This window comes from Salinispirillum marinum, from assembly GCF_042650105.1.
GTDB classification, from domain to species: domain Bacteria; phylum Pseudomonadota; class Gammaproteobacteria; order Pseudomonadales; family Natronospirillaceae; genus Salinispirillum; species Salinispirillum marinum.
Map to the genome: position 1 here is coordinate 393,022 of NZ_JBHSAL010000002.1, position 14,481 is coordinate 407,502.

The window sequence follows — 14,481 nt, forward strand, 5'->3', positions numbered from 1 at the left end:
TGCTGTACTACGAAAAGTTGGTATTTCATGACTGACACCCCTCTAAGTTATCCGGTATTACCACTGCGCGACGTTGTGGTTTACCCACACATGGTGATCCCGTTATTTGTTGGGCGCGAGAAATCCATCAATGCGCTCAAAGCTGCTATGGATGGTGACAAAAAAATCATCCTAGTGGCGCAACGCCATGCCTCGGAAGATGAGCCGACCTTGGCAGATATCTTTTCGGTAGGCACCTTGGCCAGTATCCTGCAGTTGTTGAAGCTTCCTGATGGCACCGTCAAGGTGCTGGTTGAGGGCATCGGAAGGGTGTCCTTGCTGAACCCAGACTTCACGCGCGATGCGTATATTGTCAGCGACAGCACCGTATTAGCGGAAGGTGATTTAACGGCGCGCGAAGAAGAGGCCTTGTTGCGCACGTTGCATAATCAGTTCGAGCGTTACGTGCAGTTGAGCAAAAAAGTGCCCAGTGAAGTTCTGACTTCACTGGAGAACATCAGTGACTCCGGGCGGTTGGTGGACACCATTGCCGCCCATATGTCGCTCAAGCTGGATGAAAAGCAACATATCCTTGAGACTGGCTTGATTCGTGACCGTATCGAACAGGTTTTGTCGTTGCTGGAAACTGAAATTGACTTGCTGCAAGTGGAAAAGCGTATCCGCGGGCGAGTTAAGAAACAGATGGAAAAGAGCCAACGCGAGTATTATTTGAATGAGCAAATGAAGGCCATTCAGAAGGAACTCGGGGATATCGATGAAGGCCACAACGAAGTTGAGGCGCTGCAGAAAAAGATTGAATCGGCTGGGATGTCGAAAGAAGCACAAGATAAAGCCAACACAGAATTGCGCAAGCTGAAAATGATGTCACCTATGTCAGCGGAAGCCTCTGTGGTGCGCAGCTATATCGATTGGTTGTTGGCGTTGCCGTGGAAAAAGCGCACACGATCAACCATTGATTTGAAAAAAGCCTCCGCGATTCTGGATGAAGACCATTTTGGTTTGGAAGAAGTTAAAGAGCGCATTCTCGAATATCTGGCGGTACAGAAGCGGGTTAAGAAATTAAAAGGCCCTATCTTGTGCTTGGTCGGACCTCCAGGGGTAGGTAAGACATCCCTCGGTAGGTCAGTCGCCCGTGCGGTTAATCGTGAATACGTGCGTATGGCGCTGGGTGGCGTTCGTGATGAGGCGGAGATTCGCGGTCATCGGCGTACCTACATTGGGTCATTGCCCGGTAAAGTCGTGCAAAAAATGGCGAAAGTGGGGGTGCGGAATCCACTCTTCCTGCTCGATGAAATTGATAAGATGGGCATGGACCATCGCGGTGATCCAGCGTCAGCTTTGCTGGAAGTGTTGGATCCAGAGCAAAACAGTACGTTTAATGATCATTATTTGGAGCTTGACTACGATCTCTCGGATGTCATGTTCATTTGTACGTCAAATTCCATGAACATTCCTGGTCCACTATTGGATCGTATGGAAGTCATTCGCTTACCGGGCTACACCGAAGCGGAAAAAGTCAATATTGCGCGGAAGTACTTGTTACCGAAGCAAATTCAAGCGAACGGCCTGAAGAAAGACGAGTTAACGGTTACGGAAGATGCCTTAAAGGATATCGTTCGTGTTTACACGCGTGAAGCTGGGGTGCGCGGTTTAGAGCGTGAAGTGGCTAAACTTTGTCGAAAAGCCGTACGGCGTATTCTGGATCAAGATGAAAAGGGTGTGCACATCACAATTGATGCTACGGATCTGGAAGATGTTCTGGGCGTTGCCAAATTCCGTTTTGGCCGTGCTGAAGAAGACAATCAGATTGGTCAAGTAACCGGTTTGGCATGGACGTCGGTTGGCGGTGAATTGTTGACCTTGGAATCCGCTGTAACGCCTGGTAAAGGTCGAATGATTCGTACCGGTAAATTGGGCGATGTCATGCAGGAATCCATTCAGGCGGCCTTGACGGTGGTGCGCAGTCGTAGTCAGCGTTTGGGCATTTTACCCAGTGCCTTTGAACAGCAGGATATTCACATCCACGTACCAGAAGGCGCGACGCCGAAAGACGGCCCCAGTGCGGGTATTGGTATGGCGACCGCTTTGGTGTCTGCCTTGGCCAAGATTCCCGTGCGTGCCGATGTGGCCATGACGGGAGAAATTACCTTACGTGGTCAAGTCCTGGCGATCGGTGGATTGAAAGAAAAACTGTTGGCCGCACACCGTGGTGGTATTAAAACGGTGGTGATTCCAGAAGAAAATGCCCGTGATCTAAAGGATATGCCAGAAAATATACTGCAGGATATTGCCATAAAACCCGTCAAATGGATTGATGAGGTGCTTGAAATAGCGTTAGAGCGTCAGCCGCAACCATTGACTGATGATGAGTTGGCAGCCGACTTAAAGCCCGCTGGTGATGTTCGCCTCAGTAATAATGAGAGGCCGAGCACACACTGAGCGAAAATCAGAGACACCTAGAGAACATCGCTTGACAGTGTTTTCCTAGTGCTGGTATAAAACTCTGCACTAGTACTTGCCAGGCAAATAATACTAATAATCGTCGGTCATGGACGTCTGCCTGTATGGGCAGTTGTAACGCTCATTTCAGTGAATAGACTGGGCCGACATAATTTGAAAAGGGGAATAGTGTGAACAAGTCTGAATTGATTGATGCCGTAGCAGCGTCTGCTGACATCCCAAAGGCAGCCGCGGGCCGTGCCTTAGATGCAATGATTGATGCGGTTTCAGGCGCATTGAAAGAGGGTGACCAAGTCGTTTTGGTTGGTTTTGGTACATTTGCTGTCAAAGAGCGTGCAGCACGTACTGGCCGTAACCCGCAAACGGGTGCACCGATTCAAATTGCGGCCGCTAAAGTACCAGGCTTCAAGCCTGGAAAAGCGTTAAAAGACGCCGTTAATTAATTCCACCATTGCGTAAAAAATGGCGAGTGCTTCACTCGCCATTTTTTTTGTCCATCCTCTTTGCGATGGGGTATGATAGCCGCTCTTTTTTTACCTGCACGTTATAAGCATTGTGCCACCAGTGATCCGGAGGATCGATGTTAGAAGAATTTCGCAACAGTTTTCGTGGGACGACAGGAAAGGTCATTATCACCGTACTTGTTTGCTCTTTTGCTTTTTTTGGCGCGTCCAGCATTGTCACATTAGACTTTGGTGGTCGGGCACCGGTAAAGGTTAATGGGGAAGGCATCTCAGCCCAACAAATCGAATCTCGCCTGAACATCGAACGACAAAACATATTGCAACGTATGGGGCAAAACGCCGATCCATCTCTGATTGATGAAGCTCTGTTGCGTTCACAGGTCATAGATCGCTTGGTGCAAGAAACCTTATTGGCGCAATCGGCTGAAGAGGCGAATTTTGTATTCTCGGATCTCGAAATGGACCGGCTGTTGTTTAACGAAACCGCATTTCGTGCCGCTGATGGCAGTTTCGATTCGGCGCGATTCGCCATGGCCGCTGCACAGCAAGGTTTAACTGCACGTCAATTCCGGTCGCGTATCAGTGAGGGTCAAGCGCTGAACCAGTGGGTGACGGGCATTGACATTTCTGAATTTGTTTTACCGCATGAGGTTGAGCAATATGCTCAAGTCAGCAACCAGACGCGCGATATCGAGTATCGAATTTTCCGTATCAACGACCTGATCGAGGAAGTCGTTGTCGATGACGAGGCCGTGGTGCAATTTTACGATGAAAATTCGCAAGAATTTCAAACCCCGGAACGAGTGGCGGTTGAATATGTTCGGTATCCAGTCGAGCGCATAGAAGCGGAAATTGCTATCACCGACCAGCAGATTCAAGAAGCCTATGATGCTTTTATGGCCTTACAAAGTGATGGCGCAGAAAAACAGATTGCCCACATATTGATCACCACGGACAGCCGCTCCGTCGACGAAGCGCGGGCATTAGCCAGCGATGTGGCAGCCCGTGCGCAATCGGGTGACTTTGCTGCGCTGGCTGCCGAGTTTTCCGAAGACCCGGGCAGTGCTGATTTTGGCGGTGATTTGGGTGTATTTATGCCGGGCATTTTCGATCCTGAATTTGAAGCAGCGGTGGAGATGTTGTCGACCGTGGGTGAGATCAGTGCTCCGGTACGCACCGAATTCGGCTTCCATATCATCCAACTGGTTGACCTCAATCTACAGGATGTTGCTGCTTTATCAGATATGGCGCCGCAACTGCGTCGTGAGCTTGTCGAGCGAGAGGTAACCCGGCGCATTGCCGATGTGCAGGAAGAATTGGCAAACGTTGTCTTTACGAGCCTAGATCTCAGTGACGCCGCCGCAACGTTTGATTTAACCGTTGAGCGTACGGAGCTGTTCAGTCGTAACGGAACCGCCAGTGGTATTACTGCCGAACAAACGTTTATTGACGCAGCGTTTAGTGGCTTGGTGCTCAATGATGAAATGAACAGCGATGTCATTCAATTGGCCGACAACAGTCTAGTGGCCCTACGTAAGGTGGACTATCAAGGCCCTGATGTTGAACCGCTGGAGAATGTTAGAACGGATATTGTTGAATATCTGCGCTTCTTGGCTGCTGTGGAAGCCGCTGAATCCGAAGCTTCTGCCTTGCGTGACCGCCTGGTGAATGGAGACATTGTGGACGTGGTGTTGGAGCAGGCGAGCGAGGTGCCTCGATTCGGCTCTGACTTACCGGCAAACTTGACCCAAGCAGCGTTCCGCGCCGTTATGGGTGATGATGCAGAGCGTCGTGTGTTCTTAACACGCTTGGAACGTGGTGATTGGGCCGTAGGCCGAGTGACTGATGTTCAGGACGGTGAACTGCGTGCGGAAGAGCGCGACGATGTCGCGGAGTTTGTGGAAGGCGCTATTGCCGGTGCCGTACTGGATAACGTGGTCAATGATTTAAGAACCTCTGCCTCTGTGCGTATTCGTTAAGGAACACAGGAATGCCCATTTCATTGTTGGTGTTGGATGTTGATGGTGTGCTTACCGATGGTCGACTGGTGTACGGGCCTGACGGTGAAATCCAAAAAACATTTCATGTTCATGATGGGTTGGGTATTAAGGTCGCGCAGCAAAACGGCGTCACGGTTGCGGTGATTTCGGCGAAAGACTCTGCGCCGTTGCGTCGTCGTTTGACGGATTTGGGTATTGATCATATGGCATTAGGTCAAAGCGACAAATTGGCTGCCTATCGGCAGCTATTAGCGACCTTGAATGTGCCTGCGGAAGATGTGGCCTACGTTGGTGATGATGTGATTGATATTGCCGTGATGCGTGATGTTGGCCTGCCAATCGCCGTACAGAATGCCCAACCCATGGTGAAGGCTGTCGCCAAGCATCAGACTCGTCTTGCGGGTGGTGATGGCGCGGTACGTGAGGCGATTGATTACATTTTGCGTCGACAAATGGTGCTAGAAAAGGCTTACGAAGCCTATTTGTGATCCACTATCCCAGTGGAAACAAACGCGGTTTGCGGTGGCAAACCGCGCTACATCGTTAAAACGTATCCAGATCAGGCATGGCTTTAACCACGTCATCCAATGATTTCATCTGTTGCAGGAACGGCTTTAATTTTGCCAAGGGCAGGGCACATGGACCGTCGCATTTTGCATTGTCTGGGTCTGGGTGAGATTCCAAAAATAAACCAGCAATTTTTTGCGATATTCCCGCTCGGGCTAATTCAGTTACCTGTTGCCGTCTGCCGTCTGCTGAGTCACTGCGGCCACCGGGACGCTGTAGCGCATGGGTAACGTCAAAAATCACCGGATAGTGCATGGCTTTCATGATACCGAACCCCAGCATATCAACCACGAGATTGTTATAGCCAAAGGAACTGCCGCGCTCGCACAGAATCAGTTGCTGATTTCCAGCCTCTTCACATTTGTTTAAGATGTGGCGCATTTCTTCCGGGGCCAGAAATTGGGCTTTTTTAATGTTGATCACCGCGCCCGTTCTAGCCATGGCAACGACCAAATCTGTCTGACGACTCAGGAAGGCAGGCAGTTGTATGACATCGGCCACCTCGGCGGCGGGTTTAGCCTGATGCGGTTCGTGGACATCGGTAATCACGGGCACATTAAATTCGGCCTTTACATCCGCCAGTATACGTAAGCCTTCTTCAAGGCCGGGGCCACGGTAAGAATTCATCGAAGAGCGGTTGGCTTTATCAAAAGAGGCTTTGAAAACATACGGAATGTCGAGCTCCTGGCAAACCTGAACATATTGTTCGGCCACACGCAGCGCGAGATCACGACTTTCCAGCACATTCATGCCGCCAAAAAGGGTAAATGGCTTGTCATTGCTTACCGGCAATGTGCCAACCTGTATAGTTTTCGTCATAGCGTGTCCTTGAAAGACCGTCAAAAGAATTGCAAAGGATGCTGCTGCGCAGCGTAGAGCCGATATGTTAACAGAACAGCAAAAGAACGACATTCAACAAGCGTATCGTGATTATCTGGCGGCGCGTGAACTTAAGCCCAGAGTCGGGCAGCGGCAGATGATCGCCCATATTGCTCGCCAGGTCAGTGCGGCTTCGTTGCAAGCGGATGCGCAACGGCTGGCCATCATCGAAGCCGGAACGGGCACAGGTAAAACCCTCGGCTACCTCATTCCAACGCTGGTATTGGCCAAAGCACTAAAAAAACAAGTGGTGTTGAGTACGGCGACGGTGGCCTTGCAAGCTCAGTTGATGGACAAGGACTTGCCCGAGTTGCAGGCTTCTACGTCCTTGACCTTCGAGTATGCTTTGGGCAAGGGTCGAGGGCGTTTCTTTTGTGAAGTAAAAGCCGAAAATGCCAAGCAGGAGTTGGCCACCGAAGCGAATTTGTTTGCTGAGCGTCGCGGTCAAAGCGAACGTACCATGGATACCCTGCACGAATTAATGCAGCGTTTTCAAGCCGGACGTTGGGATGGCGATTTAGATGCCTTAGAGGCACAGCCTGACCAGCATTTACGCAAAGCCATTACCGCTGTTGGATCGGAGTGCCTGGGTGCCTTGTGCAGCCGCTATGACGGCTGTCCTTACTATGCCAACCGAGCACGGTTGAAAGAGGCCGATGTCTTGGTCGTTAACCATGACTTGGTACTCAGCGATATGGCCTTAGGTGGTGGCGTCGTGTTGCCTAATCCGCAAGATGTCATCTTTATCTTCGATGAAGCCCACCATTTGCCGGACAAAGCGCTCAACCATTTTTCTCTACGGCTTGAATTAACGGCTTTCCAGCGTTACATGGATGGCATTGGTCGCCATGCCAGTAAAATGGTCAGTGAAATAGCAGCCTTTGAAGTGCTGGGTACGGATTTGGCCGACATGGAGTTTCACAGCCGGGAAGCCAAGCAGAAGCTGAAGCACATTGCGATGCTGCTCGATGATGCTTGGGTCGCACCGCAGGTGCGTGAAGATAGTCGGGTGCAGTGGTATCGCTTTCCGTTAGGCCAGGTTCCAGAGGCATTGAATGTCGCCTTGGCTGAGCTGACGGTTTTACTCTGGCCGATTCAAACTTTTCTCAATAACGCGCAGAAACACATGGCAGGGCAGTTACGCGCCCAGCATCCGCCGACCGAAGCATCCGTTTTACAGTCCTGGGCACAGCAGGTTGCGCAGGACCAAGAGTTGGTGTCCACAGCGATGGCGTTGGCGGAACAATACCAGAAAGCCGGTGATGAGTTACCGGTCGCCTATTGGTTGGAGCGCAGTCCTCAGGACGATGCGTTGACCCTAGTGAGTAGCCCGTTTCTCGCCGGTGCGGTACTGCAAGGGTATTTATGGCAGCGCGCTTATGCGTGCATCCTGACGTCGGCAACCTTGAGTGCCGGAGGGGATTTTTCGCGCTATAAGGCGCATGTCGGGGTTTATGATGATGCGCTGTACTTACGGGTGGCAAGCCCATTTAATTATCCAGAACAGGGCGAGTTGCTGGTACCACGCGATGCGGTCAGTGGCGGCCAACAACGAACCCATACCGATTATGTGATCGGTAAGTTACCGGAGTTATTGCAAGCCCATCAAGCAACCTTGGTATTGTTCTCTTCGCGCGTTCAAATGCTAGAGGTCTATGCCGGCTTACCCGAGTCTTGGCAGCAGCGCACACAATGCCAAGGCAATACCAGTAAAGAACATATATTACGTGAACACGCGCGTTTATTGGCAGAAGGCTCAGCCAGTGTCATCTTTGGGTTGGCCAGTTTTTCAGAGGGTGTGGATTTGCCCGGTGACGCCTTAACTCAGGTGATTATCGCAAAATTGCCGTTCAGTGTACCGGATGACCCCTTGCAAGCCGCTGCTGCCGAGTGGATTGAACAGCGCGGTGGCAACCCGTTTATGCAATTGACGTTGCCGGAGGCCATTATCCGACTGACCCAGGCCGTGGGGCGTTTGATTCGTAATGAACGAGATGCAGGACGCGTTGTATTGTTGGACGGTCGCGTCAACAGTTCGCGCTACGGGACACTTGTTTTGCAGGCTCTGCCACCGTTCCGCCGACAATCCTGATGATGTAACCCATCTATTTGTGTTGTTGCCGCAGTAGGGTTTGTTGCACCAACAGATGCCGCGCCAATTGCTGTCGCATAGATTCTGGCATGTCGACAAAGGCTACATGCAAATAGAAACCGTTATCGACGGGGCGACATTCTAAAATTTCTGCTTGCGGGAAAATCGCCATATAGCTAGGCGAAAAGACTAAGGCCATGGCAATGTGTGAACCCACGGTATAGGCAAAATCCGACATAAAGCCAAGCCCGCCTTCGCTGATCGTAATGCGGATAGGGCGTGAGTCTAATTGGCTCAGTTGTTGAATCAACAGGGCCTGGCGGAAAATATCAATTTTCTGGTTCAGTGTACGGGCGTACATGGCGGTCGGTTTGGAATCCATGGCTTTGTCGAGTTTTTTCAATTCGACGTCAACAGCATCCAGCGCATGGAGAATGGTAGTTTGACGAAGTTCCGGAAAGTATTCTACGGCACTGGCTTGATCCGGGTTCCACTGTGCGGTGAGTACCCAAGCCATATCGTCAACACGAAAATAAGAACGACGCTCATCTACCATACCTTTACCCTACCTATGCTTTACATTCTTAAAATACGGCACGTACTATACAGCCTCGCCAATAGGCGGTGAACGTCCCACTAGCGCTGCGCGCGGGAGCAGCTCGCAGCGTCATTCCGACTACTATATAAGTGAAGCGGTGAATGTTACACAATCTTTCTTTTTTTATTGGGCGTCGTTACATCGGAGCGAAGCGACGAAGCCATTTTATTTCCTTTATATCCAGTGTGTCGATGATTGGCCTGACCCTGGGTGTAGCGGTGTTGATCATTGTCCTCTCGGTAATGAACGGTTTTGAGCGTGAATTGCGCGAACGTATTTTGGGCATGGTGCCACATGGCAGTATCAGCAGTGAAGCGCCGTTAACCGATTGGGAACCGATTAGAGAGCGCGTGTTGGAGCATCCCGCTGTACGGGGGGCCGCTCCCTTTATATCGGAAACCGCCATGCTGGTGTCCGATCGTCACAGTCGCGGTGCTTTGGTCACTGGCGTTGACCCGCGGTATTTGAGTGACGTATCCATCATTGAAAACCATATCGTTGCTGGCTCTATAGACGCACTGACAGCCGGGAATTGGAATATTGTCTTGGGCGAATCTTTGGCCCGGCAAATGGGGGTGGTGCCAGGAGATCGCTTGAATGTGCTAGTGCCGGAGGTATCGGTAAACATCATGGGCGTGCAACCGAGATTTAAACGGTTCACGGTCGTTGCGCTGTTTAAGGTGGGCGCTCAATTGGATGCCGATACGGCATTGATTCATATCGAAGATGCAGCAACGTTGAAACGAATGCCGGGCGCTGTGCAGGGTATTCAGCTTTCGTTTAATGACCTCTTTCAGGCTCCTGCGGTTACGCGGGAATTGGCGTTTGACTTAGACGGTCGCTATTTCTTTACGGATTGGACACGCACGCAAGGCAACTTGTTTCAGGCCATTCAATTAGAAAAACGTATGGTCGGATTGTTGTTATTTATGATCATTGCGGTGGCGGCGTTCAACATCATTTCCAGTTTGTTTATGTTGGTGACGGAAAAACAGGCCGACATTGCCATACTGCGGACCATGGGGGCTCGACCATCGCAAATTATGGGCATATTTATTGTTCAGGGCGGTTTGGTCGGTGCTGTTGGTGTGTTGTTGGGCATACTGTTTGGTATTGTAGGCGCTTTGACCGTTGCGGATGCGGTCGCGGCTATCGAGCGATTGTTTGGCTTTGAAGTATTGGATAGCGGTGTCTATTTCATCAATTACTTGCCGTCCGAATTGCGTATGGATGATGTGATTTTGATTGGCAGTGCTTCCTTGGTGGTGTCCTTCTTATCGACGCTTTATCCAGCCTATCGGGCGGCGAAGACAATGCCAGCGGAGGCCTTGCGTTATGAGTAATGTGGTCCTGGAATGTCGTGACGTGACCAAAGAGTATCAAGTTGGCCCGCAGGTGGTGCGCGTATTTGATGGTCTTTCCATGCGTCTTGAAGCCGGTGAAATGGTATCCATTGTCGGGGCCAGTGGTTCGGGCAAATCAACGTTGCTGCATCTTTTGGCCGGACTGGATTTGCCGACCGCTGGGAATGTTTTGGTTAACGGTGAAGACTTGCTAGACATGACCGAGCGCCATCGCAGCGCAGTACGCAACGCCTATCTGGGTTTCGTGTTCCAATTTCATCATTTGTTGCATGAGTTTACTGCACTGGATAACGTGTTGATGCCGGCGCGTATTGCCCGCCGCCCATCGAAGGATGATCAAGACTATGCGTTACATTTGCTGGATCAGGTAGGCGTTGCTCATCGGGCACAGCATAAACCCTCTGAACTGTCCGGTGGCGAGCGCCAGCGGGTCGCCATCGCACGTGCGTTAATGAATCGGCCACAGGTGGTGTTAATGGATGAGCCGACCGGTAACTTGGATGCGCAAACCTCGGCGCAAGTGCAAGAAGTGATACTTGGCTTAAACCGGGTGGCCAATTGTACGTTTGTGATCGTGACGCATAACGCCGAACTCGCAGAGCCATTGCCCCATCGATTACGTCTTTATAATGGCCAGTTGGAACGTTATTAACGAACTATAGACTCGCAAAAGGAAAACTCAGGTGCGAAAGGAATTCGCGGCGTCCTTAACCGATACGCCAGTTGATAAGTCTGCTTTATTTCTGCTCGTTCTATCGTCCTTTCTGGCCGGATCCGTGCTGGTTATTTTACATCCCTTTTGGGCAGCCATGGCGGGTCTGTTGGGTTTGATCCTGTGCGCTCGGTGGCAGCCGTTAGCAGCAGGGTTGTTCTGCCTAGGGTTCATTGTGGGTTACGGTTATGTTGCCGGGTCGGTCTATGAAACTCAGGCAAGTCGCCTTGCGAACCCGGTAACCTTGACGCAGCAAGAGGTCTCCATTGAGCGCTGTTGGCGCAGCACATGGGGGCATCGCTGCCTGTTTAGAACCACAACCGGTGAGGGCTGGTATTTAACGGGTTCTGGGGACGTTATCCCCCAGTCGGGCCACGCCGTTGTTATCCATGTTGAACTCCAACCCTGGGCCAGTGCCAATAATCCCGGCAGCTCACCTTTTGGTTTGTGGCTGATGCGCCAGGGGGTGGTAGCACAGGGGCGCTATGAGTTGCAGGCAACACGGCCATCGCCGTGGTTCATAAGGCAGATACAGCGGAGCCGTGAGTACGTGTTAAATGTGGCCATGGAGCCGCATTATGAAGGCGTCTACCGCGCACTTGTGTTGGGCGATCGGGTGAATCTATCAGAAGACTGGAAGGGGCGGGTCGAGCGTACTCAAACGCAGCATTTGTTGGCTCTATCCGGTTTACATGTCGGTACGGTGGCGGTCGCTGCGGGGCTGATATTTGCCATGCTTTGGGGCGGTTTGAGTACGATTCGGCATGGAGTATCCTTTGGTATAAGGCAAGACTGGTATTGGTTGGGCGCCGTGCTTGCTGTGGGAACGCTGTGGACTCTGGCGTTATCCAGTGTCAGTTTGGAGCGTGCCTTATTCATGTTGCTGCTGCCGTGTTTTGCCTGGTTCTTGCGTTTGCGCTGGGGGCTGCCGCATGGCTTGTTGCTTATTGGGGCGATGATGATGGCGGCCGACCCTTTGCTGGTGTTGGATTTGGGAGCATGGTTCTCCTGGCTGGCAACACTTTGGTTGATTCTATTGGCACCTTCGCTGCGAGGGTTACCGTGGTGGTCGGCCCTGATTCTCGTGCAAATAGCCTTATCTTGTTTACTGATTCCCGTCTACGCACTCTGGGAGCTGCCGGTATTTTGGGGTTCTATTCCGCTCAATCTATTATTGATTCCCTGGGTGACCTTCGTGGTGTTGCCTTCGGCGTTGCTAACCGCTCTGCATCTACCTGGTGCACTATGGGTGTTCGAGCACAGTGTTGATCTTTGGTATTGGTTGTTGGGTGCCTTTGACCTAGGATTCGTCAGTTTTCTCGTGTTGTCACCCGGTCAGGCGCTGGCGGGAATAGGGCTAATCGGCATAGGGTTGATGTTGCGTTTGCCTTGGCGCTTCTGGTGTTTAGGTGCTGCGGTGCTCGGTGGGCTGCACTTCTTGAGCGTACGCCCGAATCCCTTGGCCAGCGGTGAGCTAGACCTGGCCGTGTTGGACGTGGGTAATGCGCTTAGTGTCGTGTTGGATACAGCAGAAGGTCGGGTGCTGTTTGACTTAGGATACGGTTCGCCTACGCAAGTGAGCTTGTCCAGTGCGCCGTTGCGTTGGCACTGGCGTTATCCACAGCGTGACTGGGAAGCCGTCGTAATTTCGCATCAGGACAATGATCATGCCGGAGGCCTTGCTTCCGCCGCGTTTGCGCTGCAGCCGAAGCAGGTTTTTCTGGGCGAATGGGTGCGTATTCCCGATCAATGGCCAAGACCCGTATTCTGTGATGCCGGCATGTCGTTTGAACTGGGTGACATATCCTTCCGGTTTTTGCGACCCTATGCCGGGTTTCGCCCGGCACAACATAATGATGCATCCTGTGTTTTGGAAATACGCAGTCAATACGGTGCCATCATGCTCATGGGTGATGCCAGCAAGCGGGTAGAATATGGTATCCTGCAGCAGGTTGACACCTATTCAGTCGCCCCGGTGGATGTGCTCCTGAGTGGGCATCACGGTAGTTCAACGAGTACGTCTGGTGATTGGTTGAGGCATTTGTCACCGCAATGGGTTGTGCATTCGGCAGCGCGCTACAATCGGTTCGACTTCCCGCGGCAGGACGTTCAAGATCGCGTGACTGAACATGGTGCGCTGAATATATGTACCTGTGCTGACGGCACGGTGACGTTCCACTTCCGTAAGGAGGGAATAGCGTATGAACGCTATGGTCATCGCCTGCTGCCATGGATTAGAATCTGATCCACTTTTAAATGTTCTTATTTTCTATTGTTTACAAGGAGTGCGTCTGTGTTCGAGATCGTTAAAGCTGGTGGTTGGTTGATGTTGCCGATTATCATTTCGTCTGTACTCGCCATAGCCATTATCATCGAACGCTTTTGGGTGTTGCGGGTTGAAAAAGTGGCACCGCGCGACTTGCTGCCTTCGGTATGGCGCCGTGTTCGAGATAATAATTTGTCGGCAGATTATTTAAAGTCGATCAAACAGGATACCTGGCTCGGCAGTATTCTAGCCGCAGGATTAGCGCAGTCGCGTTTGGGTCGTGAAGCCATGCGGGATAGTATCCAACAGCAAGCTGATCAAGTCGCCCATGAGATGGAGCGGTTTCTAAATACGCTCGGTACCATCGCGCAAATATCGCCATTGTTGGGGCTTTTAGGGACGGTGTTGGGCATGATTCAGGTGTTTACGGCCATAATGGTGCAGGGCACCGGTAATGCCGGAGTGCTTGCTGGCGGAATTTCCCAAGCCCTGATAACCACCGCTGCCGGGTTGTCTGTGGCGATTCCAGCGATGATATTTCATCGCGCCTTAACACGTCGGGTAGACAGCCTATTGGTTACCATGGAGCAGGACTGCGTTAAATTGGTGGATGCGCTCAGTGCAGAATCCAATACCTCTGATTAATGGGAGAGCGAGATGAATTTTAAGCGCACCCGTGACGAGGAACTCAGTGTTAATCTAACCCCGTTGATTGATGTGGTATTTTTGCTGCTGATTTTTTTTATGGTCACCACCACCTTTACCCGAGAGACGCAACTTGAAGTCGAACTGCCACAAATTCAATCCGAAAATGCGGTGACATCCGAGCAGCGTGTTGATGTCGTGATTGATGCGGCGGGCAGTATAGAAATCAATGCGCAATTATTGATCAATACCCAGTTTGATACCTTGAGACGCGCTTTGGCAGACGTTATTGAGCCAGGTAATCAACAAGTCGTCGTCATTACGACCGACCAACAAACGCCGGCACAGGCCTTGTTAAATGTCATGGATGCAGTAGGTCAATTAGGGCATAGCCGTATTGCCTTTGCTGCGCAGGTAGAAGAGGAGTAACGGGG

General features: G+C 51.4%; 12 protein-coding genes. 10 read left to right on the forward strand and 2 right to left on the reverse strand.

Going from position 1 to position 14,481, the window contains the following annotated elements; translation table 11 throughout:
* The first annotated feature begins 27 nt into the window (after window positions 1-27).
* The 4 genes from lon (at window position 28) to ACFOSD_RS08980 (ending at window position 5,412) form a co-directional block, all read left to right on the forward strand.
* Window positions 28-2,439, forward strand: a complete 2,412-nt coding sequence (gene lon / locus ACFOSD_RS08965; RefSeq protein ID WP_380695654.1) for an endopeptidase La — start codon at window positions 28-30, stop codon at window positions 2,437-2,439.
* A 191-nt stretch (window positions 2,440-2,630) separates the two neighbouring features.
* Window positions 2,631-2,903, forward strand: coding sequence for an HU family DNA-binding protein (locus ACFOSD_RS08970; RefSeq protein WP_380695656.1), 273 nt, complete (start codon window positions 2,631-2,633; stop codon window positions 2,901-2,903).
* A 137-nt stretch (window positions 2,904-3,040) separates the two neighbouring features.
* Complete coding sequence (locus ACFOSD_RS08975; RefSeq protein ID WP_380695658.1) at window positions 3,041-4,903, forward strand: SurA N-terminal domain-containing protein; 1,863 nt, start codon at window positions 3,041-3,043, stop codon at window positions 4,901-4,903.
* 11 nt (window positions 4,904-4,914) lie between these two features.
* Entirely contained in the window at window positions 4,915-5,412 is a 498-nt protein-coding gene (locus tag ACFOSD_RS08980) for a KdsC family phosphatase (RefSeq protein WP_380695660.1), read from the forward strand.
* Window positions 5,413-5,467: 55 nt separating this feature from the next.
* Here ACFOSD_RS08980 and kdsA read toward each other — a convergent pair whose 3' ends face one another.
* Window positions 5,468-6,310: a 3-deoxy-8-phosphooctulonate synthase gene (gene kdsA / locus ACFOSD_RS08985; protein WP_380695662.1), complete on the reverse strand. Its 843-nt coding sequence runs from the start codon at window positions 6,308-6,310 to the stop codon at window positions 5,468-5,470.
* A 64-nt stretch (window positions 6,311-6,374) separates the two neighbouring features.
* Here kdsA and dinG point away from each other — a divergent pair, with 64 nt between their 5' ends.
* Complete coding sequence (gene dinG, locus ACFOSD_RS08990) at window positions 6,375-8,462, forward strand: ATP-dependent DNA helicase DinG (RefSeq protein WP_380695664.1); 2,088 nt, start codon at window positions 6,375-6,377, stop codon at window positions 8,460-8,462.
* 13 nt (window positions 8,463-8,475) lie between these two features.
* Here dinG and ACFOSD_RS08995 read toward each other — a convergent pair whose 3' ends face one another.
* Window positions 8,476-9,018 carry a PilZ domain-containing protein gene (locus ACFOSD_RS08995; protein WP_380695666.1) on the reverse strand — a complete coding sequence of 181 codons (543 nt, stop codon included), beginning with the start codon at window positions 9,016-9,018 and terminating at the stop codon, window positions 8,476-8,478.
* A gap of 143 nt (window positions 9,019-9,161) precedes the next feature.
* On the opposite strand from ACFOSD_RS08995, the gene ACFOSD_RS09000 reads away from it, so the two are divergent.
* The 5 genes from ACFOSD_RS09000 to ACFOSD_RS09020 are packed head-to-tail and all read left to right on the forward strand — an operon-like array spanning window position 9,162 to window position 14,476.
* On the forward strand, window positions 9,162-10,403 hold the full coding sequence (locus ACFOSD_RS09000; protein WP_380695668.1) for a lipoprotein-releasing ABC transporter permease subunit: 1,242 nt from the start codon (window positions 9,162-9,164) through the stop codon (window positions 10,401-10,403).
* Complete coding sequence (locus ACFOSD_RS09005; protein ID WP_380695670.1) at window positions 10,396-11,076, forward strand: ABC transporter ATP-binding protein; 681 nt, start codon at window positions 10,396-10,398, stop codon at window positions 11,074-11,076. The genes ACFOSD_RS09000 and ACFOSD_RS09005 overlap by 8 nt, the downstream gene beginning before the upstream one ends.
* A gap of 31 nt (window positions 11,077-11,107) precedes the next feature.
* Complete coding sequence (locus ACFOSD_RS09010) at window positions 11,108-13,381, forward strand: ComEC/Rec2 family competence protein (protein WP_380695672.1); 2,274 nt, start codon at window positions 11,108-11,110, stop codon at window positions 13,379-13,381.
* Window positions 13,382-13,429: 48 nt separating this feature from the next.
* Window positions 13,430-14,047 (forward strand): MotA/TolQ/ExbB proton channel family protein, encoded by a 618-nt coding sequence (locus ACFOSD_RS09015; protein ID WP_380695674.1) that lies wholly within the window; start codon window positions 13,430-13,432, stop codon window positions 14,045-14,047.
* Between the two features lie 12 nt (window positions 14,048-14,059).
* Window positions 14,060-14,476: an ExbD/TolR family protein gene (locus tag ACFOSD_RS09020; RefSeq protein WP_380695676.1), complete on the forward strand. Its 417-nt coding sequence runs from the start codon at window positions 14,060-14,062 to the stop codon at window positions 14,474-14,476.
* Window positions 14,477-14,481 lie beyond the last annotated feature (5 nt).

Excerpts from the sequence above, each read along its gene's own strand:
- kdsA (WP_380695662.1), bottom strand. The coding sequence starts at position 6,310 with ATGACGAAAACTATACAGGTTGGCACATTGCCGGTAAGCAATGACAAG.
- ACFOSD_RS09000 (WP_380695668.1), top strand. The coding sequence starts at position 9,162 with ATGTTACACAATCTTTCTTTTTTTATTGGGCGTCGTTACATCGGAGCG.
- ACFOSD_RS08980 (WP_380695660.1), top strand. The coding sequence starts at position 4,915 with ATGCCCATTTCATTGTTGGTGTTGGATGTTGATGGTGTGCTTACCGAT.
- ACFOSD_RS09020 (WP_380695676.1), top strand. The coding sequence starts at position 14,060 with ATGAATTTTAAGCGCACCCGTGACGAGGAACTCAGTGTTAATCTAACC.
- ACFOSD_RS08975 (WP_380695658.1), top strand. The coding sequence starts at position 3,041 with ATGTTAGAAGAATTTCGCAACAGTTTTCGTGGGACGACAGGAAAGGTC.
- dinG (WP_380695664.1), top strand. The coding sequence starts at position 6,375 with ATGTTAACAGAACAGCAAAAGAACGACATTCAACAAGCGTATCGTGAT.
- ACFOSD_RS08995 (WP_380695666.1), bottom strand. The coding sequence starts at position 9,018 with ATGGTAGATGAGCGTCGTTCTTATTTTCGTGTTGACGATATGGCTTGG.
- lon (WP_380695654.1), top strand. The coding sequence starts at position 28 with ATGACTGACACCCCTCTAAGTTATCCGGTATTACCACTGCGCGACGTT.
- ACFOSD_RS09005 (WP_380695670.1), top strand. The coding sequence starts at position 10,396 with ATGAGTAATGTGGTCCTGGAATGTCGTGACGTGACCAAAGAGTATCAA.